We start from the raw sequence: 21460 nt of genomic DNA on the forward strand, positions 1-21460 counted from the left end.
TTTTAATTACCTTTCCCAAAAATTATATAAATTAAACCACTGATTTGGATGTTTTTTCACAATCTCTTCAAAATTCTTTACATACTCTTTTAAAGAGTTTGTAACAGCACTATTTTCATCTAATGAAAAATCCATTTTTATCTCTTTACTATGAACATAGTAGTTTTGTAAACCTTTATGTACTATAAAAAATAAAGTTAAAGGAGCTTTTGTTTTATATGCAACTTTAAATGGATTTGTATTAAAAGATGCTAATTCTCCTAAAAACTCTACTTTTTGTGTAAATCTTGGATCTACTGCTCTATCTGCCATAAATGCTACACACTCTTTATTAGAAATTGCATTTGCTATTTTTATAGAGACCTCTATTGGATTTAAGGATTGATCAATTACTCTAACATTTTTTAAAGGATTATTAATAGAATTTTCAATTTGCTTAATACTATTTAAAATAACCTCTTTCATTACAACATTAATAATATTATTACTTAATGTATTACAAGTAGAAGATGACCATCCTCCAAAGTGAGAAAGAAGTAAAATAGAGCCATTATCAACTCTTTCTTTTATAAAATCTTTATTTTCATAATTATAAGTATAAGAAGCACAATCATATTTTGAGATAAATCTATCTACCATGCACATAGCAAACATAAAAAGGTGATTGTAGTAAATTTTTTTTGTAAATGGAATATTTAATTTTTCATAATATATTTTTAAAGATTTATAAACATTATTTGCAAAAATAAAATAGAAAAAAGTAACAGGATACATTAAGTAGTATGTAAATTTATAACCAAGAAATTTATAAAGAGTAAAAACTAACTTTATACTCCATCCGCTTCCTCTTTGAATAGTAGACATTACTTATTTTTTCTTCTAAATAGATTTAAAAACATATTTGTCCACTTTATTGGAAGCATTTGTACATGAACCCAAACAATAGCCATAGTATCTTCAAATTTTCTAAAATGGCTAACTCTCTCTTCGGCTTTTGGATAATAGCACTCTATAACTGTTTCAACTATCTCATTTCCAGCCCAAGCATGCCTTACTAAAACTTCCATTTCCCAATCAAATTTTGAAGTTTTGTATGGAAGATTTAGTATAGAAACAGGATAAATTCTAAATCCTGATAAAGAGTCGGTTATTTTATATCCAGTATCCCAACAAGCCCAAAAATTACTAAACCATCTTCCAAATTTTGAGCCATTTGGAACATTTGCTATGTCGAAATTTCTAGCCCCAATAATTATTTGATTATTTTTTGAAATTGTATTTTGAAGCTTTTTTATTTCACTTGCCATGTGTTGTCCATCACCATCTAAACTAGCAAAATATTCATAACCTAGCTCTTTTGCTTTTTTAGCTCCACTTAATATAGCTTCACCCTTGCCTCTATTTTTTTCATGTCTAATTATAGTCACACTATCATGTTGTTTTAAAAAATTTGATACAGGATTTGTGTACCCATCATCAATTACAATAACTTTATATCCAAAAGATAAAATATCATCCACAACATTTTGAATTGTTAAATCATTGTTTAAAGTAGGGACAATAACTATAATATCTTTATATTTCATAACTAAACTCACTAATTTTTTTATTTTCTTTGTTTTTAATAATAATTTTATACGATATATTGTCTTTTGAACTAATACAATATTTAATAATATCATCTGGTTTTATTATAGATAAAAATTTTGCCTTATTTATTTTTTTAATATTGTGTTTCAAAATATCTGCAACAATATCTATTTGTAAAAATCCAGCCAAAATTTCATTTTTTGGGAAATGGGCTTTAAAAAAAAGATGACTTTTATTTGTTAATAAAACAGTTATCTCTTTTTCATTCTCATTTTTTGTTATCTCTAAAATTTTAAATAGATTTTTCAAAATATAATGTACCTAGGATAAATTTTTGGTAGGGATTATATAATAAATTCTCTTAATATTATTTTTTTAAAGCTTAAGAGTAATATCGATATAATAATTCCCTAATTTTTTGATAAGGGAATACAAAATATGGGAATTTCAATAGATAATTTTAAGCAAGTGTTAATTGATGGTTTAAAGCTAGAAGATATAACAGTTGACGATATAGATAATAATTCGGCTTTGTTTGGAGAAGAGGGGATTGGTTTAGACTCGGTTGATTCAATAGAGTTAGTTTTAATTATTGAAAAAGAGTATGGAGTAAAAATTAGTAATAGTGTTGATTATAAGACTATTTTTTCATCAGTTCAAAATTTATTAAACTATATAAATGAAAATTTAAAATAAGAAGTTGTCATGGAAGAAAATTGTGATGTACTTATAATTGGGGGAGGACCTAGCGGTTCTATTGCTGCTTGTAAACTTTTAAAAGCTGGGTTTAGTGTAACAATTTTGGAAAAATTAGAGTTTCCAAGATTTGTAATAGGTGAGTCACTTCTTCCAAAATGTAATGAAGTTTTAGAAAGTATTGGAATTTTAGATGTAATAAAAGATCAGGGTTTTATGTTAAAACCTGGAGCTATTTTTATTGATGAAGATAAAATTGAAGAGATAATTGATTTTAGAGAGAATTTAGGTCAAAAGTGTAATACAAGTTTTCAAGTAAAAAGAGAAGAATTTGACAATGTTTTACTTCAAACAGCTATTAAATTAGGGGCTGATGTAAGACATAAAGTTGAAGTTATAGATTATGATAATGAAAAAAATATTATATACGCACAAAATGAAGATGGAGTAAAAAGTAGTTTTAAAGCAAGATTTGTTTTAGATGCTTCTGGATATGGAAGAGTTTTACCGCAACTTTTAAATCTTGATGAGCCATCTGATTTAAAACTAAGAAATGCAATTCTAACAAGAATGACAGGTGAAATAAGAAGAGATAAAGAGCATGAAGGCTTCATCGATATTGTTATACATGATGATAATAAAGCTTGGTTTTGGGGAATTCCTTTTAGTGATGGAGTAACTTCTATTGGTATAGTTTGTGAAGAGAACTATTTTTTGGATACGGGACTTTCAAAAGAAGAATTTTTATTAAAAGCTATAAATAGCCATAAATATTTAAAAGAAAAATATAAAAATGCAAAACAAGTGGCACCTGTAAGAATTATAAATGGTTACTCTGCATCTATTAAAAAGATGTATGGAAAAGGTTTTGCAATGAGTGGAAATGCTACAGAGTTTTTAGATCCAGTTTTCTCTTCAGGCGTTACATTGGCATTGGAGTCATCTTCAAGAGTTGCATCTTTGATTATTGATGAGTTAAATGGAAAAGAAGTAGATTGGCAAAAAGATTATGAAGATTATATGATGATGGGCATAAATGTTTTTAGGGAGTTTGTATATGCTTGGTATAGTGGAAAACTAAGAAAAATTTTTTATGCTAAAAATAAATCTAAACAGATAAAACAATCTATTGCTTCAATACTTTCAGGCTATGTTTGGGATGAAAATAACTATTTTGTAAAAAATACAAAACAAAGAATTGATGCACTTGTTGAGATGAGTGAGAGCCAAAATTAATGAATTTTAAAAATAGGGTTTTTATAAACTATTTTGACACTATTTCTTGTGCAGGAGATAATGCGAATGAGCTTTTCTCTTCAATTTGTGAAAAAAAAGATACTATAACTTTAGATACAAATTATGTAAAACATAGAGTTGTAGCTATTGGAAAGATAAAAAAAGAGAACGCTTTAAATGATATTTTGCTTGAAAGATTAAAAGAACTCTTGAAAAACTTAAATTTAAAAGATTTTCAAGATACTCTTTTGGTTGTAGGTTCAAGTGTTGGTGGAATGAGTGAAACTGAAAATATATATTTTAAAGATAAAAACTATAAAAATATAGATTATAAAAAACATCCAATAGATTCAATAGCATATTTTTTAAAAACACACTTTACTTTTTATGATGATATATCTTTTTCAACTGCTTGTACTTCAAGTGCAAATGCTCTTGGTTATGCAAAAGAGGTAATACAAAAAGGTGTATATAAAAATGTTTTAGTTGTTGGAATTGATGATTTATCCTATACAACTGTTTGTGGATTTTCAGCTTTAAGTGTCTTATCTTCAAAGCCTTGTACCCCTTTTGATAAAAATAGAGAGGGTATGAATGTAGCTGAAGGTTTTGGTATTTTATTTTTACAAGATAAAAAACAAGATAGTTCAATAGAAATTTTAGGTGCTGGATATAGTTCAGATGCACACCATATGACACAACCACATCCTCAAGGTTTAGGAGCATTTGAAGCCATGAAAAATGCTTTAAAAGATGCTAAACTAAAACCAGATGATATTGAGTACATAAATGCTCATGGAACTGGAACTTATGCAAATGATTTTTCAGAATTAACAGCAATTAAAGAGCTTTTTAAAGATACTAAGTTTAAGCCAAAAGTTAGTTCTACAAAATCAGTTACAGGACATACTTTAGGAGCTGCTGGAGCTATTGAAGCAATTATATGTTGTATGGTTTTAAAAAATCAAACTATTTTGCCAAATAAAAGTTTAAATGAGATAGAAATAGATGGAATAAACTATCCCATGACTACTTCTAAACAAGATATAAAATATACTCTTAGTAACTCTTTTGCATTTGGTGGGAATAATACATCTTTGATTTTTGGATTGTGTAATGAAGATTAATTTAGAAATATTAGATGCTTTTTATCTTTTTGATAAAGATAGTATTGAAGAGTTAAATACAAAAGAGTTAGTACCTCAAATGGTTTTTAGAAGAAGATTAACAAAAGCTTCAAAGCTTGTAATTGAAGCCTTACATAAAATAGATGCAAAAAATAGCAGAATTATATATGGTACATCTTTTGGAGAGTTATTATCAACAGCTAATATATTAAAAGCTATTTTAGATGAAAGTATGTTATCTCCAACAGATTTTCAAAATTCTGTTTATAATACAGCAGTTTCTTATGCTTCTATTTTATTTGAAAATAAAAATGAGATACTCACTATTTCAAGTGGAGATGAAACTTCTTTAAAAGTTTTAAAAGCAGGTGCAATTAAAGCTTTGGATAAAGATGAGGTAGTTTTGATTTGTAGTGAAACTTTAAATATTCCAAATATAAAAGAAGTAAACTCTTGTATCGATTTTTTGGAATCTGTTGTTGCTTTAAAAGTAAAAATAAGTGAAGAAAATAGCACTATAAATCTTGAAAATATACCTTTAAAAGGTTTTTCTAACTCTATACAACATCTTATGTTTATTGCTCAAAATTTTGATAAAACTAAAAAAAATATCCTAAGAGTTGATATATGAAAAATTTACCTCACCAAAAACCAATAAGATTTGTAGAAGAAATTGTAAAAAAAGATGGAGATTTTATTTTTGTATCTTGCTCTTTTCCTTATTTTCCAACACTTCCAATGATATGTGAAGCGGCAGCTCAAAGTAGTATTGTTTTTTCACAAAATGAAAAACCACAAATTGGATTTTTACTTAGCCTTAAAGATGTTGAACTTTTAAAAGATTGTAATATTTTGGAGTTTCAAATAAAAATTAAAAAAGATACAAGCTTTGATTTATTAAATGAGTTTAGTTTTGAATTTATAAATCAAAATGATATTTATGCAAAAGGAACTTTTATTGTTAAGTTGCAAGATTAAATATATTTTTGTAATATTTTTTCTGTTTTCTAAGATATTTGCAGATGAGTTTTATATACAAGAACCAATTTTAAACTCTCAAGTATATATAAATGTTGATGGAAATATTGAAAATGAACCAATAGTTTTTGTACATGGTTTAGGTGATGAAGCTTCAACTATTTGGCAAGAAACTATTCTAAAATTAAAAGATAACTACTATGTAATAACTTTTGATTTACCAGGTTTTGGAAAATCATCAAAAGATAATGTTGAATATACACCAGAAAAATATGCACAAGTTTTAGATTTTTTAGTTTCTAAATTTTTAGATAATAGACAATTTTATTTAGTTGGACACTCTATGGGTGGAGCTATTAGCCTTAAATATGCCACTTTACATCAAGATAAAATTAAAAAACTTTTTGTTATTGATTCTGCTGGGATTTTACATAAAGATTCTTATGGTGAATTTATGATAAAAAATCAAGTTAGTAAAATGGTTGATGAAAATAGTAGAAGTGAATTAAATGGTCAAATATCACAATTTGCAACAAATATCACAAATAGTTTAGCAAGTATTTTACCAAAGGATTTAAGTAGCGTTGTAAGAGATGAAAGAATTAGAACCAAATTTTTAAATTCACCAACTTCAATAGCAGCATTAGGACTTATGACTGAAGATTGGTTTGAGTTACATAATATTAAAATTCCTACAATGATATTATGGGGAGAAAATGATGGAGTTACTCCTTTAAGAAGTGGATACGTTTTAAATTTTTTATTGGATAATTCAAAACTATTTATAATAAAAAATAGTGGGCATGTTCCAATACTTGATTCAAAAGAAGATTATTTTGGATATTTAGATTATTTTTTAATCGATGATATAAAAAAAGATGAAAAAATATATAAGCAAAGTAGTTTAAATAGAGAGTTAAAAAATAGTAAAGGTGAATTAAAAGATTGTAGTTATAAATACTTAAAAATTGTTAATTCAAATAATTTATATTTAAATAATTGCAATATAGAAAAACTTATAATTGAAAACTCTGATGTTTATATTATAGATTCAAATATAGGCTCAAGTTCCAACTCAATACAAGCAATAAACTCTAATATAAATATTACATCTACTATTATAAAAGGTGATACTGCAATAAATCTGTTTAATTCAAAACTTGATATTGCAGGTTCAAAAATAGAAGCTAATAGCACAGCTATTTTTAGTCAAGGAATAAATGATATAATTTTTTCTTTAACTACTATTGTAAGTCCAGTAACAAAAAAAGTATTTCATAAAAAAGTAACAATGAATAATAAAGAAAAATATTAGGAAAATATATGGAAAACAGTTTCTTTCAAGATGCGCAAAATTTATCAACGGTAGAGGCTTTATACGAAGCACAAAAAATAGCTTTTGCTCCAATAGTGTTTCAAGTTGCTAGAGTTTTAAGAGATACAAATATTTTAAATATTTTATCAAAGAATAAAAATGGTTTAAGTATTGAAGAGTTGTCTAAGCTTTCTGATTTATCTATTTATGCTATAAAAGTCTTAAGTGAAACGGCAATAAGTGCAAATATTTTATATGAGAAAGATAATAGACTTCTTATTTCAAAAATTGGTATATTTATAAATAGTGATAAGATGACAAAAGTAAATATGAATTATAATCACTATGTAAACTATCTTGGACTTTATAATTTAGAAGAGTCAATAAAAAATAAAAAACCTGAAGGTTTACAAGTCTTTGGAGATTGGGAAACTATATATCCAGCACTTTCAAGCTTACCACAAAAAGTTCAAGATAGTTGGTTTGATTTTGATCATTTTTACTCTGATTCTGGATTTCCAAAGGCAATAGAATATTTGAATAATTTAAATATCAAAACTATTTTGGATATTGGTGGAAATACAGGTAAGTTTGCTATGGAGTTATCAAGTAATTATCCACAAATCGATATTACAATAATGGATTTACCGCAACAAATAAAATTAGCAAAAAAAAATATTTATGAAAAAAATTTAACAAATGTTTCATTTATTGAGACTAATGTATTACTTAATGATATTAATATACCAGAAAATATAGATATTATCTGGATGAGCCAATTTTTAGATTGTTTTGAAGATGAACAAATAGAGCAGATTTTATTAAAAGTAAAAAACTCTATGGGTAAAAATAGTCAAGTTTGTATAATGGAGCCATTTTGGGATAGACAAAACAATGAAATAGCTTCATATTGTGTAATTAATACAAGTCCATATTTTACGGCTATTGCAAATGGATATAGTAAAATGTTTAGGTATAGTGATTTTGAGAAAGTCTTGCTAAAAGTTGGTTTTGAGATTGTTGAAATAACTGATAATATTGGATTGTGTCAAACAATTATTAGATTAAAATAAAAAATATTTTTTTATAATATCTTAAACTTTTAAGTAATACAATGGAAATATTATTATAAGGAGTTTCAAATGCAAATAAATTCTAATCCTCTTTTTAATCAAAGTTCATATTTAAATGCAAGTCAATCGCTAAATAGGATTGCAACTGGTCTTGAATTGAATAAATCAAGTGATAATGCCTCAAATTTAGCAATAGCTAATAGTCTATTGTCACAATCAAACGGATATTCACAAGCACTAGAAAATACAAATTCAGCAATTGCAGCAACTCAAATAGCTTCTGGTTCTACAAATGAACAATCAAAAATATTGGACAATGTAAAAGAAAAACTTCTTCAAGCTTCAACAGACACTACAAGTCAAGAAGGAAGAGATAATATTTTAAAAGATATAAAATCTCAACTAGAACAGTTTGATAAAATTGCAAGTAGTACAAATTACAATGGTCAAACGCTACTTCAAAAAAGTGCAACTGATAAATCAAATTCAGATGTACAACAATATCAATCAGGTTTAAAAGGTGAGGATATTATTGAAACATCTGGTATTGCTTCAAATACAACTGCATTTGGACTTAGTGGTTTAGTAAATCAAGATGCCTCAACATTTACAGCACAAACTGCTAGAGATTTTTTAGAAACAGTTGATAAGTCTATTACTAGTTTGAATAGTATTAGAGGTGAAATAGGTACTGTTCAAAATCAACTTGAAAGCTCTGGAAGAAATCTAATGACACAAAGAACAAACACTTTAAATGCAGCTTCAATGTTTGATACTGATTACGCAAAAGAATCTTCAAACTTTTCAAAAGAGAATATTTTGGCAAAAATGGGTGCTTTTGGACAAGTTCAAGCAAATTTTATAAACCAACAGATGGTTTCAAGATTACTTGTATAATCCTTTTTGATAACATTTACTTAAAGTAAGAGGGAATTTTTATATCCCTCTTATCGAGTATTTTATTTTAACCATTTAAAAGGATTTGCATCTTTAAATTGTGCTGATACTTCTCCAGAGTATGTAGGATAATCTGTAAGGTCTAGTTTTTTAACTTTTGCACCCTTTTTTAAATCAAGCTTTGAAATATCTACCCAAAAAATAGATGGTGAAGTTGCTGAATCAAAGTAGTATTGAAGTGATTTTTGATCAGATACTGTTCTCCACAAAGTTGATGCTACGTTTGGTTCACTTGGGCTACTTATTCCTCTTGGAACACTTACATTTCTAATAATACTAAATGCTGTTGAAACAGCTTCTCTTTGTGTGATAGCAGGAGTTATTGTATTTGTATAATAACTAGCTCTTGCAAATCTATCTGCTGCTCTATAGGTTCCTGGAAGCATCTGTTTTCCATCAACTAATTTCCAATATCCAGAAATTGCTAACTGTTCTTCAAAAATAGGTGAATTTGTCATAGTTTTGTACTCTTTTGAGTGATGAATTACCATTTTCCCTTCTATAAATTCTATAATTGCAGAATCTCCTTTGGCATCAGAAATTGATAAATGCAAACTTGCTTTTTCACCTTTTGGCATTGATGGAGCAACTATTTGAAAATATGGTGGTTTTTCCAAAGTTTCAACAACTTCTTTTACAGAAGCAAAATTATCTAAAACATATTGAGTAATAGCAGCTATTGACATAGTTGGATTTGTAGATGATCCATAATCAGACTCTACAAGATAAAGTAAGTTCGCAACTAATCCTTTTTCATTCATTCCATCATTTGTAGCAGCTTCATAACCAACTGTTACAACGCTTCCATATTTTGATGTCCACTTAATAGAATTTTCATCAATTCCACCATCTTTACTCATTCCTCTTGGGAAAACCCAAAGAGAAGTTGGAATGTCTTCTTTCCAATCCATACTTCTAGCTGTTATAAATCTAGAATCAGCACCTTCATATATTACACGAGAGCAAGCAAATGCTTGACTTGTAAAACTTTGAAACATTAAAAATGAAACAACTATTCCTATTTTGAATTTTGTCATATTTTTCTCCTTAATAATTTTATTTTTATAAATATAAATTTTCTACTTTTTTAATATATAACCAAAATTAGAGATATTTTCTATATTTATATTAATTAACTTTTTTTTAAGTCTTGAAACAAGATCACGTAATGTTGAATCAGAAACACTTTTATTAATCCATATAATATTTTTTAAATATTCGTAAGAGATGTTTTTGTTTATATTTTTGCACAAAATATGAAAAACTTCTAACTCTTTTTTTGTAAGAGATACAGGAGAATTTTTAAAAGTAAGAGTTTTTGAATCAAAGTAGTAAATATATTTTTCACCTAAGTTAATCTCTTTTATATTTATTTCTTCATCTTTTTTTTGTTCTTGAAGTTTTTTAATACGATTTATACTTGAAATTGCAACACTTAAAGTGGCTTCTACATCTGATATTTGAAAAGGTTTTATCAAATACCCAAAAATATTTTCATCTTTTGCTTCATCTATTGTTGCTGTATCTGCATATGCTGTTGCAAATATTATTGGAATAAAATATTTTTCATTTAGCAAAGCAGAGCATTTTATTCCATCAACTCCACCTTGAATATTTATATCCATAAAAACTAAATCTATTTGATGATTGCTTACAAGTTCAAGTGCTTCATTTGAGTTTTTTGCTTTGAAAATAGTTTCTGCTCCAAATGAGTCAAGTATTTGATATAGATATTCAGTTGCTATAAAATCATCCTCTACAATTAAGATAGAGTAATTTTTAATTTTCATTATCTTTTTCCTTAAATGATAGCTCAAATACTGTTCCATTTTCTTTATAAAAAGAGTATTTTGCATTTGGAAGTTTATTTATAAAATCTTTTATAAGTTCAAGTCCTAATCCAGTTTTTTGAATATTTTCATCAAATCCAAGCCCATTATCAAATATAATTAAAATTACACTATCGTTCTTTTTATAGCAAGTAATATCTAAAATAATAGCTTTTTCTTTTGGGTGGTGTTTTATACTATTGCTTATTATTTCATTTACAACAACTCCCAATGACATCATATTTTCAAACTCAATATTTGTCTTTTCTATATTTGTGTTAATCTGTAAAGTAGGAATACTATATGTTTGTACAATAGTTTTTACAAGTTCATCTATATACTCTTTTAAATCAATATCTATTAAATCTTTTGAGTTGCACAAATATTCATGAATTAAAGACATAGATTTTATTCTATTTATTAGTTCTGTAAATCTATGTTTGTTATCGTTTTTTTTGCTTTCAAACCATAAAAAAGCAGTTATTACATGGAAATTATTTTTAACACGATGAAATACCTCTTTTACTAAAAGTTCTCTTTCTTTTACAAGTCTTGTTAGTTTTAAAGTCTTTTTCTCAACTTCATCTTCAAGAATTTTGTTTTGATTTATTTGTAAAGAAATTAACTCATTTTGAGTTTTTATTTGCTCATTTTTTATAATATTATAACGATTAGAAAGTATTAATGCAAAAACTATTATTTCAAGGCATAGTGAATATAAATATGAATATCTATTAAAATAGTTATATTCAAGAACCCCTGTTAAGAATAAAATAAAGATAATAACAGAAGTAAAATATATTGAAATAGCAAAAATATAGTACTTTAAAAAGTATTGGCCTTTTTTATAAATTTTTATTGATGAGATTATTAAAGTAATTAGTATTAGTGTTATTATGTGATTCATATAGTTATTCCAAGGGCTATACGAAATTACTATCATCATAAAAGCAAACACAAAAAGAAGTAATATTAATATTTTAATAATAAAAACACTGGCTTTAAAATATTTATTTGCTTCAAAATATTCAATAGAAAATAAAGCTAAAAATATAATACTTAAAGAGACTGCAAAATGTAGCTTATACATATATTGTTGTAAATCAAAATATATTAAAAATCCACTAATATTTATAAAGTAAACGAGTGCAAAAAAAGTATATCCAACATAATAAATATATACTTTTTCTTTTAAACTAAGCCATAAAAATAGATTAAACACAATAATAATAAATAAGATACCAAATTGAAATATAAAAAAAGAATCAATATTCAAAAGCTTATTTGTAAAGAAATAATCTTTTGAATAAACAGCAATATTTCCAAAATAGGGATATTTTCCTTTTAATTCTATAAATATTGTTTGTGAGTTATTTTGTTGGATTTTAAAATTAAAAGCTAGTTTAGAAGTTTGTATATCTCTTTTTTCTATTGGTGTGAAAACACCATTTTCTAATACTTTCCATGATTTTTCTAAATCATCAAAATAGTGCATATTCGCTTTTTCATAAAAGTGTTCGTTGATTGATAAAATAAAATCTTCTTTAAAGCTTTTGTTTTTTAAATCAACTTTTATCCAAATAGTATCTGGTAAATAACCCAAAGAGAACTTATTTGAATGTTTTTGAAAATAATTTGAATTTGATACTTCTTGTATATTTAATTCATTACTTGAATCTTTCAAATAAGATATTTCAAAGTTCTCATTAGAATTAAAACCATCTTCTAATATAAGTGTTGAAGAGTTTGCATATAAAAAATTAATAAATAAAAATAGAGATATAAGATATTTCAAAAATTGCCTTAATTTATAATGATAAGATTTTAACATAAAAAACAACTATAAAATCCGACAGATTTAAGATAATTTCTTAATAAAATATATAACATTAATTATACAAGTATAAAAAATTCATTTATAAAATCACTAGGGAACAAATTTGAAATTATCAAAATTTTTAACAAAATTTATATTTATTACTGCATTTACATCTTTTATATTAGCATTCTTAATCTCTATTATTTTTCAATACTTAAATTTTAAAAATGAATTTAATCACTATAAAAAAGAGTTTACAGAGCAAAAGAAGAAAGAGGTAAAAAATGAAGTTTTAATGATTTATGGATTAATAAATTATAAAGAAGAGTTATTAATAAAAAATCTTGAACAGAAATTACAAGAGAAGGTAAATCAAGATTATGATTTAGCTATGGATATTTATAAAAGTAATAAAAATATAAAAACAGAAGATGAAATAAAATATTTATTAGAACAAAATAAAGAAGAAATTTTATCATGGATTTCTTCTTTAAAATATGAAAATAGTAGTTACTCTTTTTTAAATACTACAGATGGATATACTTTAATTTTTGAAGAAAAAAAAGTTGAGCCAAAGCCTCATCCATTTCCTGAACTATTTAATCAACAACTTGAAACTGCAAAAAATCCTAATGGTGATTTTTTTGAATATAAGTTTAAAAAACCAAATAGCAATGAAGAGTTTGATAAAATTTCTTTTGTAAAAAAATATGAAAAGTATAATTGGATTATTGGTTGTGGAGTTTATTTGGATGAAATTAATGATGAATTAAAAAAGAAAGAAGAAATTTTTTATCAAAATATCAGAAATCAAATTACTTCAATGATAATTGTATTTCTACTTATTTTAATTGGTATATATTTTATATCAAAAAAAATAGGAGATTTTATAAATATTAATATAAATAATTTAGTAAAAGCTTTTTCAAAAGCATCTTTAGATAATAAAAAAATAGATACAGAAAAATTAACTTATACAGAATTTGTAATTCTTGCAAATAATTTAAATGAAACTTTGGAAAATAAAAACAATCTCGAAAAAGAGCTTCAAAATCTATCAATTACTGATGAATTAACTCAACTTTATAATAGAAGATTTTTTAATTCAAAAATTGAAGAAGAGATAAATAGAGCAAAAAGGGAGAATAAACATCTTTGTTTAATGGTTTTAGATATTGATTTTTTTAAACAATATAATGACACTTATGGGCATCAAAAAGGTGATTTTGTTTTACAAGAAATTTCAAAAGTATTAAAAAATAGAACAAACAGAGCTAGTGACTTTGCTTTTAGAATTGGTGGTGAAGAGTTTGCAATACTTGTAAACTTAGAAAAAAATAGAATTTCTGAATTTGCGGAAGCTATAAAAAATGATATTGAAAATCTTAAAATTGAACATTCAGGAAATAAAGTATCAAAATATGTAACAACTTCTATAGGTGTTAATTTTAAACAAGCTGATGAGTTAAAAAATATTGATGAACTATTTAAAGTAGCTGATGATAATCTTTACGAAGCTAAAAAAAACGGAAGAAACTGTGTGGTTATACAATAGATTTTTAAAAATTTCTATTATAAAAAAATAAGTCTTTTAATATATTTCTAACTTTTATTTTTTAACTCAACTTTTATCTAAAAAAATAAATATAAAATCCGACAGATTTAAGATAATTTCTTAATAAAATACATAAAAATATTATTAAGGATAAAAAATGAACTTTATACCTAGCTATAAAAATAGTTTCCGTATCTTAAAAGGTGGAAAGATAAGCCTAGTAGTATCATCTTTTCTAGCAAGTACAACTCTTACTTTTGCAGCCCCAAGTGGTGGAACTGTAACAAGTGGAAGTGCAAATATATCTCAAAATGGAAAAGTAACCGATATAACTCAATCTACTCAAAAAGCCTCTATAAACTGGAATAAGTTTAATATAGCAAGTGATGAAACAGTAAACTTCAAACAACCAAACTCTTCTTCAATTACACTAAATAGAGTAGTAGGAAATGAAAAGTCTATTATCAATGGTGCTTTAAATGCAAATGGACAAGTTTGGATTATAAACTCAAATGGTGTTTTATTTGGTAAAGGTGCAAGTATTAATACAAGTGGACTTCTTGCAACTACAAAAGATATAAGTGATGCAGACTTTCAAGCAGGAAACTATAAATTTACAGGTAACTCAAAAGAATCAGTTATAAACCTTGGAACCATAGATGTAGTAAATGGTGGTTCTGTAATACTTGCTGCAAACGAAGTAAGAAATGAAGGAACAATAAAAGCTATAAAAGGAAAAATACACCTTGTAGGTGCAAATGAATACTCAGTAAACCTAAATGGAAACTCACTTGTAAATCTAACAGTAAATAAAGGAGTACTAGATGCTCTTGTACAAAACTCAGGAACTATTATTGCAAATGGTGGAGAAATATATCTTACAACAAATGCTGTAAATGAACTACTAAAAGGTGTAGTTAATAATACAGGAGTTATTGAAGCAAATAGCTTAGCTGGGATAACTGGTCATGTAGAACTCTTTGCTCATGGTGGAACTGCAAATGTTGCAGGGACTATAAATGCTACTGATGGGTTTGTGGAGACTAGTGGAGATAAAGTAAAAATAGACGATAGTTTTAAAGTAAAAGCGGATAAATGGCTTATAGACCCAACAGACTTTACAATTGCAGCTAGTGGTGGAGATATAAGTGGTGCTACACTATCAAATACCTTAGCAGGTGCAAATGTAGAGATACAAAGTGTAAGTGGAGCTAAGGGAACAAAAGGAGATATAAATGTAAACGATACTATCACATGGAGTAGTGATAAAAAGCTTACTTTAAACGCTCAAAACGATATCTTCATAAATAAAGAGATTACATCATCTCATGCAAATGGAAAACTAGAACTTCTTTATGGACAAAAAGCAGTAGCAGCTGGAAATACATCAGATTATCATGTAAATGCAAAAGTAAATTTAAAAGCTGGTCAAAACTTCATCACAAAAAAAGGAAGTGATGGAACTGCTACAGACTGGATAGTAGTAAATGCTTCAAATATGAACTCAGCTATGAATACAGATAAAACAAAGAGCTATGTTTTAGGTGAAGATATAACTCTAAGTGGTACTAATAACTGGACTTCCATCGGAACATTAAGTGCCAAATTCAAAGGAAAGTTTGACGGTTTAGGTCACACTATCTCTAACTTATCTATTATAGATAATTCTTCAGATTATATAGGGCTTTTTGGTCATACAGAATATGCAACAATTCAAAATATTGGATTAGTTAATGTAGATATTAAAGGAAAAGATTATGTAGGTGGGTTAGCTGGAAAGCACTTAGGTATTATCAGAAATTCATACATCACTGGGAGCATAGAAGGAACTCAGTATGTGGGTGGATTAGTAGGACTTAATGGTACCATTTCTGTTCCTGGCTATATAAAAAATTCTTATGCTAATGCTACAGTAAAAGGAACAAAGTTTGTAGGTGGACTAGCTGGAAATGCTAATGAAGGTGGCATAGATTACTCTTATGCTTCAGGCAGTGTAACAGGTACTGAGGAAGTATATGGATTATCTCGTAATATACAAAACAATATTACTAAATCTTTTTATGACAAGGAAGCAAACACAGCTATTATGAGCGATAGTGCTACTTATGGAAGAACAAAAGCAGAGATATTAGATGCATTTTCAGGTAAGGAAGCTTGGCTAGTTGGTGGTGCAAGAGATGAAGGATACACTTTAATCGAGCTAACATTGCCAGCACTGAAAACTTTTAACACCTCTGTAACAACACTGTTTGCAGGTGGTTTTGGAACAGTAAACGATGCCTACACCATAACAAACTGGAACCAACTGCAAAATATAAACTATGCATGGTTTACTAAAAACAAAAACTACAAACTCTTAAATAACATAAGTAGCACAACAGCTGGTTATATGGGTACAGGTGAGGGTTGGAATCCTATAGGTACATTTTCTGGAAACTTTGATGGCTTAGGTCATAGCATCTCAGACTTATATATAAATAGACCCTTTAACAGGCAAAGTCTGTTTGGACAAACTGAAGATGCTAGTATTGTGAATGTAAATCTTATTAATGTGAATATTACAGGTAATAATGAAGTTGGGGCATTAGTAGGATCTGCAATTGAAACACATATAGAAAATGTAAGTTCTAGTGGAAAAGTTGTTGGAGAAGAAGAAGTTGGTGGATTAGTTGGATATATGACTGATTCGGCTATTACAGTACTAAAAAGTCATTCTAGTGCTGAAGTAACTGGAATTGAAAATGTAGGTGGACTTGTAGGACAATTAGATAATAGTGCTATAAGAGAAAGCTATTCAACTGGAAAAGTAACAGGAATAGGTACTAGTAAAAATATCGGTGGTTTAGTTGGTATGAGTTTATATTCAACAATTGAAAACTCTTATGCTACGGGAGAAGTTAGTGGCGCTACTAATGTTGGTGGTTTAGTAGGAAGGAACACTAGCAGTAGCGTAACTAAATCTTTTTGGGATACACAAACGTCAGGGCAAGCAACTTCAGCAGTTGGAGTAGGTAAAACAACAGCACAGATGCAAGATAAATCTACTTTTGATGGTTGGGATATCCAAGAAGATAGCACAATTGCTAAAGGCACACCATTTTTAGCATGGCAAACAGCAGGAAATAGTTATACAAAAACATGGGTAATAGGAACTAAAGGTGCAACACCGCCAACACCAAATCCAGTTGATCCAAAACCACAAGATACAAATAAAGGTGTAGAAAGAATAGTAAGATCAATTGCAAATCAAACAGCTACAACTGTAAATTTACCTAATATGGAAACGAGTACTACTCCAAATAATAGTGGAAGAAATACAAATATCTCTTTTTCTCAAGGTGAGAATCAAATGTTAGTTTCAAGACCAATTGAAGGACAAGCTACAAAAAGAGTAAGTTTAAGCGAAGCTAGACAAATGCAAATACAAAATGGTGGAAGCGGTGAAGAAGTAATAGTTCCTTTATCAAATAGCTCAATTATACAGCTTGTTGATGGTGGAGTTAATCTTCCAAGTGGAGTAGAACAAGAGTTTTATTTAGCAAATGCAAATACACAAGAGGGAAAATAATGAAAATTAAAAACACTATATTATTATCAAGTCTTTTAGCAAGTACAATTTATGCAAATCCAATACCACCAAAAATTGGTGATGTTTTAAAGGAGGTAACTCCTCCTAAAATAGAGCGTGAACAAAAGCAAATACCAAAAATACAACAAGAACAAATAACAACTCCAAAAGAGTTTGAAGATGATAAAAAAGTAAGGATTGAAAGATTTTTTATAAGCGGTGCAACTCATATGAGTAATGAAGAATTAAAACAAATAGTAGCTCCTTATGAAAGTCAAGATTTGAGTTTTAATCAAATTCAAGAAGTAACTACTCTTATTACAAAAGCCTATAGAAGTAAAGGTTACTTTGTCGCAAGGGCTTATATTCCTGAACAAAATATAATGACACAAGATAATAGATTAAAAATAAATGTTATTGAAGGAAACTATGGAGAGTTTAAATTAGAAAATAAATCTTTGGTTAAAGACTCTATTATTCAATCAAACCTTGATGATATAAAAGATAAAGATATTGTTTCAACCAATACACTTGAACGTGCAATGTTAATTATAAATGATACTCCAGGAGCTGTTGTTACAAAAGCAGATGTAAGACCTGGAAAAGAAGTAGGAACTAGTGATTTTTTAATTGGAACGGAAGCTACAAATAGAGTAAATGGATATTTAATAGGTGATAACTATGGTTCACAATATACAGGGAAACATAGAATTATGGCAGGAGTTGATATTAACTCTCCTTTTAATATTGGAGATAAAATATCTGCTTTTGGATTTACATCTGAAAAAGAGGGACTTTTAAGTGGAAAGCTAGCTTATGATTTTCCAATTCATGCAAATGGAACAAGAGGAGAAATTAGTTACTCAAAAACTACTTATGAACTAGGAAGTTCATATAAAGAGCTTGATGCTGTTGGAAAATCTGATAGCTTAACAGGAAGAGTTACTTATCCTATTTTAAAAACAAGAGTTGAGAATTTAGACTCATATGTAGAAGTTTCATATAATAAAATGAAAGATGAAATTCAATCTGTTGATTCAAAAGTTAAAAAAGATTCATATGTAGCAACAACTGGGCTTGATTACACAAAAGACTCACTTGTTTTTAATAAAAACTCTCAAACAAGAGCAGGAGTTTCAATTACATTTGGAAGACTAAGTTTTAATGATAGAAAGGACAAAGAAGATGATAAAAATGGAGCAAATACTCAAGGAAAATTTTCAAAAATAAATCTTGAATTAGGTAAAGATATAGATATCTTTACTAGTTTAAAATGGAGTAATACTTTACAAATGCAATACGCACTTGGAAATAAAAACTTAGATGGAAGTCAAGATTTAAGTGTTGGTGGAATAAATGGAGTTAGATTTTATCAAGATGGTGAAGAGAGTGCTGAAAATGGATATATCTATAATACAGAATTTATATATACATTTCCAATAATCGCAGGAATTGATAATAAAATATCACTGTTTTATGATATAGGTCGTGTTTATATGAGTAAAAATTTTACTCAAGAAAAATCAAGAACACTGCAAGATATAGGTCTTGGATATAAAGTTTCTTACAAAAATTTCTTTGCAAATAGTTACTTAGCTTATAATATTGGTAATGAAGTAACTTCACAAAAAAACTACAATAGTAGAGCTATGTTGCAAGTGGGTTATGTTTTTTAACTGTTTTTTTAAACTTATTATTTTTAAGAGGTTCCACAATGTTTTTGTAGAACATTAAATCTTTTATTTAGTCTGGCAAGTTTTAAAAACTTGTCCATTCTTCTGAATCTTCATTTTTTGAAGGAGTATCTTTTGATTTCTCTTTTTTTAAATTAGGTTTTTTGATATCTAAAACAGATTTATTTGTGCTATTTTCATCTAAGTTTTTAGATTTTACTTCATTTTTTCCAATAAACTCTTTTGAATTTGCATTTGAAACAATAAGTTTTGCAATAGTATCTGTTTGCATTGCAACATTATATGTTTGTGAAGCAATTTGTGCATTTTGTTGAGTTTGTTGGTCTAAAGAGTTAATTGCATGATTTATTTGTTCAATTCCAGCAAGTTGCTCTTTACTAGAAGATTCAACACCTTTGATTAAAGTAATAGTTTGAATAATATTTTCATTTAATGTTTTATACCCACTTATCATATCTTCAGAGATTTTTTTACCCAGATCTGCTTTTTTTGTAGCATTTTCAACTATTGCTTTTATCTCACGTGCTGCTTCTGCACTTCTTGTTGCTAGATTTCTCACCTCTTGAGCAACAACTGCAAAACCTTTTCCTGCTTCTCCTGCAGTTGCAGCTTCAACTGCAGCATTAAGAGAAAGAATATTTGTTTGGAATGCTATTTGATCAATTACAGTTATTGCTTCGTTTATTGAATTTACTTCTTTATCTATTTCATTCATAGATTCTGTTGTTTGATTTGCAAGAGTTTCGCCTTTTGTTACAGAATTTGTAACATTTGAAGCTAATTTTGACATTTGAATAATATTATCTGTATTATTTGAGATATTACTAGAAATTTCTTCAACTGCAGCTGCTGTTTCTTCTAATGCAGCTGCTGCTTCATTTGAATTTTTATTTAAAATATCTACATTATTTAATAAAATTCCACTACTTACATCAAGAGTCAAACCATTTGATTTATTTTCTACTAACATACTATTTATAATATCTGCTAAATTATTTAGTCCAACAGTAACTCCACTATTACAACCTTTTATTCTATGAGTAAAATCAAGTTTAGAATATTTTTCAAGAGCATAAGAGATATCATTTACATTTGTACAAATTCTAAGTTGTAAACTATATAACATCTCATTTATATGAATTCTTAATTTTTCCATACTTTGCGATTCAACTTTTTCTTCAAGTCTTTTATTTAAATAACCATTTTTTACAATTTCTACAACTTCATTTATTTGTTCTAAAAATTTATTATCAGAATCAATTGTTTTTTTTGTTTTTAGAATATTTTCATTTACAATTTTTGCCATATTTCCGAATTCATCTTCATATTTCTCATCTAACATTTCAACATTTGTATTCTCTTTATTTACATATCCAAAGAAACTTAATAAACCTTTTTGGAAGTTTTTTAATGAGTTAATTAACTGATTTGATAAAATAATAGAAAAAGTTAAAAAAATTATTATAGAAATTATTGCAATTAAGATTAAAACAGTAGTCATGGTTTTTTCTGATTTAGATTTTAGCTCTATAGTATTTTTATTCATAAGTGCCAATTTTTCTTCAAGTTCTAATCCTACACTTACCATTTGTTTTATAATAGTTGAGATTTCATCACTCTCATTTTGTATCCCACTATTATAATCACTAATTCTTTTTTGATAAAACTTATCAAAATTAGAAATATAATCCGCAGACAATTTTAAAATTTGATTACTTAAATCAATATTCTCTTTTTCTGTCAATAAAGGTTTTAAGTTTTCAACAAAGTTATCTAACTCTTTAAAGTCTCTCTTAACTTTTTGAGCATTTTGTTCTGAAGGAACTCTTAAAAATTGATATACAGAAATTCTCCCCTTTAATACTTGTTGTATAAAAATATCTGTTTGGGTCGCAGTTTTAATTCTTTGATTACTTATTTGATTAAAATAACTGAATACTAAACCACAGACAATTACAATTACTACAAATGTAATTGGTAAAAGCATCAATTTCTTTTTTGTAGAAAGATTATTTAACATAGT

Annotated in this window: 18 protein-coding genes; 11 read left to right on the plus strand and 7 right to left on the minus strand. The window is 27.1% G+C overall.

Translation table 11 applies throughout. The annotated features are described in order from the left end of the window. Window positions 1–6: 6 nt before the first annotated feature. The 3 genes from ACRYA_RS03330 to ACRYA_RS03340 are packed head-to-tail and all read right to left on the minus strand — an operon-like array spanning window position 7 to window position 1899. Window positions 7–864 carry a lysophospholipid acyltransferase family protein gene (locus ACRYA_RS03330; RefSeq protein WP_105916368.1) on the minus strand — a complete coding sequence of 286 codons (858 nt, stop codon included), beginning with the start codon at window positions 862–864 and terminating at the stop codon, window positions 7–9. Then, the gene (locus tag ACRYA_RS03335) at window positions 864–1586 is read right to left on the minus strand and encodes a glycosyltransferase family 2 protein (RefSeq protein ID WP_105916367.1); all 723 of its coding nucleotides are present in this window, start codon (window positions 1584–1586) and stop codon (window positions 864–866) included. Before ACRYA_RS03335 ends, ACRYA_RS03330 begins: the two co-directional genes overlap by 1 nt. Then, window positions 1576–1899: an ApeI family dehydratase gene (locus ACRYA_RS03340; protein WP_105916366.1), complete on the minus strand. Its 324-nt coding sequence runs from the start codon at window positions 1897–1899 to the stop codon at window positions 1576–1578. Before ACRYA_RS03340 ends, ACRYA_RS03335 begins: the two co-directional genes overlap by 11 nt. A 129-nt stretch (window positions 1900–2028) precedes the next feature. On the opposite strand from ACRYA_RS03340, the gene ACRYA_RS03345 reads away from it, so the two are divergent. The 8 genes from ACRYA_RS03345 (at window position 2029) to ACRYA_RS03380 (ending at window position 8912) form a co-directional block, all read left to right on the plus strand. Then, complete coding sequence (locus ACRYA_RS03345) at window positions 2029–2286, plus strand: phosphopantetheine-binding protein (RefSeq protein ID WP_105916365.1); 258 nt, start codon at window positions 2029–2031, stop codon at window positions 2284–2286. Between the two features lie 9 nt (window positions 2287–2295). Further along, window positions 2296–3522 (plus strand): NAD(P)/FAD-dependent oxidoreductase, encoded by a 1227-nt coding sequence (locus ACRYA_RS03350; protein WP_105916364.1) that lies wholly within the window; start codon window positions 2296–2298, stop codon window positions 3520–3522. Next, entirely contained in the window at window positions 3522–4649 is a 1128-nt protein-coding gene (locus ACRYA_RS03355) for a beta-ketoacyl-[acyl-carrier-protein] synthase family protein (RefSeq protein ID WP_105916363.1), read from the plus strand. The genes ACRYA_RS03350 and ACRYA_RS03355 overlap by 1 nt, the downstream gene beginning before the upstream one ends. Continuing rightward, on the plus strand, window positions 4639–5280 hold the full coding sequence (locus ACRYA_RS03360; protein ID WP_105916362.1) for a beta-ketoacyl synthase chain length factor: 642 nt from the start codon (window positions 4639–4641) through the stop codon (window positions 5278–5280). Before ACRYA_RS03355 ends, ACRYA_RS03360 begins: the two co-directional genes overlap by 11 nt. Beyond that, the gene (locus tag ACRYA_RS03365) at window positions 5277–5627 is read left to right on the plus strand and encodes a hotdog family protein (RefSeq protein WP_105916361.1); all 351 of its coding nucleotides are present in this window, start codon (window positions 5277–5279) and stop codon (window positions 5625–5627) included. Before ACRYA_RS03360 ends, ACRYA_RS03365 begins: the two co-directional genes overlap by 4 nt. After that, window positions 5608–6942 (plus strand): alpha/beta fold hydrolase, encoded by a 1335-nt coding sequence (locus ACRYA_RS03370; RefSeq protein WP_165786069.1) that lies wholly within the window; start codon window positions 5608–5610, stop codon window positions 6940–6942. The genes ACRYA_RS03365 and ACRYA_RS03370 overlap by 20 nt, the downstream gene beginning before the upstream one ends. An 8-nt stretch (window positions 6943–6950) precedes the next feature. Beyond that, window positions 6951–8015, plus strand: a complete 1065-nt coding sequence (locus ACRYA_RS03375; RefSeq protein WP_105916359.1) for a class I SAM-dependent methyltransferase — start codon at window positions 6951–6953, stop codon at window positions 8013–8015. A gap of 69 nt (window positions 8016–8084) precedes the next feature. Beyond that, the gene (locus ACRYA_RS03380; RefSeq protein ID WP_105916358.1) at window positions 8085–8912 is read left to right on the plus strand and encodes a flagellin N-terminal helical domain-containing protein; all 828 of its coding nucleotides are present in this window, start codon (window positions 8085–8087) and stop codon (window positions 8910–8912) included. A gap of 62 nt (window positions 8913–8974) precedes the next feature. Here ACRYA_RS03380 and ACRYA_RS03385 read toward each other — a convergent pair whose 3' ends face one another. The 3 genes from ACRYA_RS03385 to ACRYA_RS03395 are packed head-to-tail and all read right to left on the minus strand — an operon-like array spanning window position 8975 to window position 12596. After that, entirely contained in the window at window positions 8975–10009 is a 1035-nt protein-coding gene (locus ACRYA_RS03385; RefSeq protein WP_105916357.1) for a linear amide C-N hydrolase, read from the minus strand. Window positions 10010–10051: 42 nt separating this feature from the next. Further along, window positions 10052–10762 (minus strand): response regulator, encoded by a 711-nt coding sequence (locus ACRYA_RS03390; RefSeq protein ID WP_165786068.1) that lies wholly within the window; start codon window positions 10760–10762, stop codon window positions 10052–10054. Then, window positions 10752–12596 (minus strand): 7TM diverse intracellular signaling domain-containing protein, encoded by a 1845-nt coding sequence (locus ACRYA_RS03395; protein ID WP_165786067.1) that lies wholly within the window; start codon window positions 12594–12596, stop codon window positions 10752–10754. Before ACRYA_RS03395 ends, ACRYA_RS03390 begins: the two co-directional genes overlap by 11 nt. Before the next feature lie 145 nt (window positions 12597–12741). Here ACRYA_RS03395 and ACRYA_RS03400 point away from each other — a divergent pair, with 145 nt between their 5' ends. The 3 genes from ACRYA_RS03400 to ACRYA_RS03410 all read left to right on the plus strand — a co-directional run bounded on the left by ACRYA_RS03400 (window position 12742) and on the right by ACRYA_RS03410 (window position 19419). Beyond that, window positions 12742–14175: a sensor domain-containing diguanylate cyclase gene (locus tag ACRYA_RS03400; protein WP_121443277.1), complete on the plus strand. Its 1434-nt coding sequence runs from the start codon at window positions 12742–12744 to the stop codon at window positions 14173–14175. 157 nt (window positions 14176–14332) lie between these two features. Further along, entirely contained in the window at window positions 14333–17743 is a 3411-nt protein-coding gene (locus tag ACRYA_RS03405; RefSeq protein ID WP_105917769.1) for a two-partner secretion domain-containing protein, read from the plus strand. Then, entirely contained in the window at window positions 17743–19419 is a 1677-nt protein-coding gene (locus tag ACRYA_RS03410) for a ShlB/FhaC/HecB family hemolysin secretion/activation protein (protein WP_105917768.1), read from the plus strand. Before ACRYA_RS03405 ends, ACRYA_RS03410 begins: the two co-directional genes overlap by 1 nt. A gap of 82 nt (window positions 19420–19501) precedes the next feature. Here the strand turns inward: ACRYA_RS03410 and ACRYA_RS03415 are convergent, their stop codons facing one another. Beyond that, the gene (locus ACRYA_RS03415; RefSeq protein WP_105917767.1) at window positions 19502–21457 is read right to left on the minus strand and encodes a methyl-accepting chemotaxis protein; all 1956 of its coding nucleotides are present in this window, start codon (window positions 21455–21457) and stop codon (window positions 19502–19504) included. Window positions 21458–21460 lie beyond the last annotated feature (3 nt).

The organism is Aliarcobacter cryaerophilus ATCC 43158, assembly GCF_003660105.1.
Classification (GTDB): domain Bacteria; phylum Campylobacterota; class Campylobacteria; order Campylobacterales; family Arcobacteraceae; genus Aliarcobacter; species Aliarcobacter cryaerophilus.

Bases quoted from the DNA above. Each gene is read 5' to 3' on its own strand.
- ACRYA_RS03350 (WP_105916364.1), top strand. From the start codon at position 2,296: ATGGAAGAAAATTGTGATGTACTTATAATTGGGGGAGGACCTAGCGGT.
- ACRYA_RS03365 (WP_105916361.1), top strand. From the start codon at position 5,277: ATGAAAAATTTACCTCACCAAAAACCAATAAGATTTGTAGAAGAAATT.
- ACRYA_RS03330 (WP_105916368.1), bottom strand. From the start codon at position 864: ATGTCTACTATTCAAAGAGGAAGCGGATGGAGTATAAAGTTAGTTTTT.
- ACRYA_RS03410 (WP_105917768.1), top strand. From the start codon at position 17,743: ATGAAAATTAAAAACACTATATTATTATCAAGTCTTTTAGCAAGTACA.
- ACRYA_RS03415 (WP_105917767.1), bottom strand. From the start codon at position 21,457: ATGTTAAATAATCTTTCTACAAAAAAGAAATTGATGCTTTTACCAATT.
- ACRYA_RS03355 (WP_105916363.1), top strand. From the start codon at position 3,522: ATGAATTTTAAAAATAGGGTTTTTATAAACTATTTTGACACTATTTCT.
- ACRYA_RS03390 (WP_165786068.1), bottom strand. From the start codon at position 10,762: ATGAAAATTAAAAATTACTCTATCTTAATTGTAGAGGATGATTTTATA.
- ACRYA_RS03345 (WP_105916365.1), top strand. From the start codon at position 2,029: ATGGGAATTTCAATAGATAATTTTAAGCAAGTGTTAATTGATGGTTTA.
- ACRYA_RS03405 (WP_105917769.1), top strand. From the start codon at position 14,333: ATGAACTTTATACCTAGCTATAAAAATAGTTTCCGTATCTTAAAAGGT.
- ACRYA_RS03380 (WP_105916358.1), top strand. From the start codon at position 8,085: ATGCAAATAAATTCTAATCCTCTTTTTAATCAAAGTTCATATTTAAAT.
- ACRYA_RS03375 (WP_105916359.1), top strand. From the start codon at position 6,951: ATGGAAAACAGTTTCTTTCAAGATGCGCAAAATTTATCAACGGTAGAG.
- ACRYA_RS03335 (WP_105916367.1), bottom strand. From the start codon at position 1,586: ATGAAATATAAAGATATTATAGTTATTGTCCCTACTTTAAACAATGAT.
- ACRYA_RS03360 (WP_105916362.1), top strand. From the start codon at position 4,639: ATGAAGATTAATTTAGAAATATTAGATGCTTTTTATCTTTTTGATAAA.
- ACRYA_RS03385 (WP_105916357.1), bottom strand. From the start codon at position 10,009: ATGACAAAATTCAAAATAGGAATAGTTGTTTCATTTTTAATGTTTCAA.